Genomic DNA, 2,980 nt, shown 5'->3' on the forward strand with positions numbered 1-2,980 from the left:
GGCGGCGGCGACCACGGCCACCGCCAGCGCCGCGACGACCGCCGGGTCGGCGGCGCGGCGCACGGACGGTGAGTGGGCGGCGGCTGATGTCACGGGCGTTCTCCGGAGCACAATTGGTGCTCAAACAGGCAACAGCGTCCTATCCCGGCGCCAACAGCCTGTCGAGACAGGTCAATATCACATCCGCGCGGGTTGACCCGGAAGCGCTGCCCGCTATATTCCGCCGGCTTCGCCGCACCGGCCTCCAGCCCGTGTCCGAAGGCCCCTGTGGCGGAACTGGTAGACGCGCTCGACTCAAAATCGAGTTCCGCAAGGAGTGCTGGTTCGATTCCGGCCAGGGGCACCACGCTTCGCCCCAGCGGGTAACGAGCGGCGCAACCCCCGCAGAGCCGCAGCTGGACCCGCACATCGGACCTGGCCTCACCGTACGAAAACCGATCGGCGTATTTTTGCACGAATTGAGTGCGTCGACGTGAATCCCGTTCGTGCCGCGATATTCCAATCCCGCGCTACGTTTGTTGCAAGCCACGACGAATCCGGGAAGGTTCGTTTTCCGGGGCAAGACCGGCACCGTCATCCTGCGAGATCGCAATGGCGGCGAGCACCGTCCGGTTGCTGATTTCAAGCTTCTGAAAAATGTGATGAAGATGCACCTTGATGGTGCCGTTGCTGATGTTCAGGCGTCGGCCAATTTCCTTGTTCGACAGTCCTTCGGATACCAGACGCATGATCTGGCGCTCCCGCTCCGTCAGCACAGCGAGTGCGTTCTCCGTGATCGTGCTTTGCTCCCGAACGACCGCCTGATCGGCTGTCGGCATCGGCAACAGCCGACGGCCTCCCGCAACCTGGCGTAACGACCGCACGAGAATTTCAGGCGTCACATCCTTTGAGATGAAACTGTAACCGTCGGCCCCGGCTGAAATGACCAGCTCACGCTCCACTTCAGATGAGATGAAGAAGACGAACCGCGTGGAAAAGCTTTCGATGTTAACGATGGAGAGAATCTCCGGGCCGGTTGCGCCAGGCATCAACCCGTCGAGAACGGCGATATCCGGCGCCAGATTCCGGATTGCTTCGACAAAGCCCTGACCATCGGTGCAGGATGCCACAATCTTGAAATCGGAGTGGGCCTCGAGCACGTTGCTCAAGCCCTTCAAAACCACGGGATGCCGATCCGCAATCACGACGGTGATACGACGCATTGGGCAGTCCTCAGCCTGTCCCCAATATTAAAACCCCGCGCCCCCGGCCTTAGTTCGTTCACCCCGCTCGTGCAGCACAATATACATCACCATGAAGGTCCCGGCCAGTGCTGCATCGCAACAAATGAAACGGCAGGGGTCGGCCGGGCCTTCTCGACTGTTCTCCCAGACAATTTGCCCAATCCTGGAAGACGACGGCACCCGTAGAACTGCGGGACGGTAGTACTCCGGACGAGTATGCCTTTCCACCTTCAGGGCGTGCGCGGATCAAACTCTGATGCGCGGCAGGCTGGATCGAATTCCTACAACGCGCGATGGACTTCCCGCCCTTTGCTCACGCACAGAATGTCGGCTGCGACACGCCAAACGACGTTTACTATTACGAGCGACATACCTCGGCATGTCCGGAAGGCCTATAACCAAAGGTATATAGGGATAGCGCTAATTCGAATCTAACATTCAACAAACGCTTACCGATTTTTCGACCAGCGGAAATTACCAACCCGATGTTGTAGAGGAGGACCAATTCTACCGCGACTGAACCCACCAAATTTCAGAAAAGAAACGACGGAGGGCACAACTCAAACGATCAAAAAAACCGCTAATTCAAGGCCAAATCGTGAATTCAAGACTTCAACTCACAGTGTTTTCAGAGATTGTCATTTGCGTAAAGGCTGGGAGAGTAAAATGCCGAGGCGGCAAGGTTTTGCAACATTCATCGTCGGGAAAAGCGTTCTAATCAGGGAGGGGATTGCCAGAATTCTAAGCGCGGCAAATTTTCGCACCCTCGCTTCGGTGTCAAGCGTAGATGACTTGTCACCGAACAAACTCCAATCACATCCATCGCTGGTTCTCATTGTCCATTCGGGCGACGATTTCGAATCCGCGGTCGAACAAATCGAGCTCCTCAAGGAGCGGCATCCGAAAGCACGCATTGCGGTCGTGGCCGATCACTATCGGCTGGACGAGATGGTGTCGGCATTTCGGGCGGGCGCCAGCGGCTATTTCATCGACGTCATGACGTGCGATGTATTCGTCAAATCCATCGAACTGGTAATGATGGGCGAAACGATCTTTCCGCCGGCATTCATGTCATCCATTCTCGACTCTGAAGGCGACCACTTCGCCAAGGCCGAGCCGCGCAACGGCAATGATCGGGCTATCGCCTTCACGACGGACCGCATTACGCAGCAATTGTCCCCCCGCGAAAAATCGATCATGGAATGCCTGATCGCGGGCGATTCCAACAAGTCCATCGCGCGCAAGATCGACATCGCGGAAGCGACCGTTAAGGTCCACGTCAAGGCGATCCTTCGCAAGATCCGAGTCCAGAACCGGACCCAGGCGGCAATCTGGGGGATGAACAACGGTTCACTGGTACGACCGACGAATGACGGCTCTAATGCATGCGAACAGCTGCCAAGTTCGATCGAAATGGTCTCGGACATCAAGCAAATCGAGGGACCCGCGCACCAGGCAAGTCACGTCGAGGTTCCTGGTATCAGCCTGATGCGCAAGAACATCAGCCGAAGACCTAATGCAGTGGTGCGGCTCGGCAAATAGGCGGAGCAGGCGCCGACGGCCTTGCACACGTTGCGCCGGCGCGGATCGAGTTGTGCCAATCGAAACGCTTACAGCGTCGTCCGTTAAGAAGCTGAATTGATCGTGGTCGGACATGCGAGGATGCGCCATAGGCGGACCAGGAACAGGGACAAGAGTACTCTGAGCCAGGCGAGGATGCGGCGGAAGTTGTGGCCGACGGCTGAGAGGATGACGTT

2 protein-coding genes and 1 tRNA gene are annotated in these 2,980 nt (G+C 57.5%); 2 read left to right on the forward strand and 1 reads right to left on the reverse strand.

The window, feature by feature from the left end; genetic code table 11:
• Nucleotides 1–261: 261 nt before the first annotated feature.
• A tRNA-Leu gene (locus tag CQ12_RS18845) sits at nt 262–346 on the forward strand.
• A gap of 163 nt (nt 347–509) precedes the next feature.
• Here CQ12_RS18845 and CQ12_RS18850 read toward each other — a convergent pair.
• Nucleotides 510–1,202 carry a LuxR C-terminal-related transcriptional regulator gene (locus CQ12_RS18850; RefSeq protein ID WP_057836807.1) on the reverse strand — a complete coding sequence of 231 codons (693 nt, stop codon included), beginning with the start codon at nt 1,200–1,202 and terminating at the stop codon, nt 510–512.
• Between the two features lie 687 nt (nt 1,203–1,889).
• Here CQ12_RS18850 and CQ12_RS18855 point away from each other — a divergent pair.
• Nucleotides 1,890–2,765 carry a LuxR C-terminal-related transcriptional regulator gene (locus CQ12_RS18855; protein ID WP_057836808.1) on the forward strand — a complete coding sequence of 292 codons (876 nt, stop codon included), beginning with the start codon at nt 1,890–1,892 and terminating at the stop codon, nt 2,763–2,765.
• Nucleotides 2,766–2,980: the final 215 nt, after the last annotated feature.

It is taken from the genome of Bradyrhizobium jicamae (assembly GCF_001440395.1).
GTDB lineage: Bacteria > Pseudomonadota > Alphaproteobacteria > Rhizobiales > Xanthobacteraceae > Bradyrhizobium > Bradyrhizobium jicamae.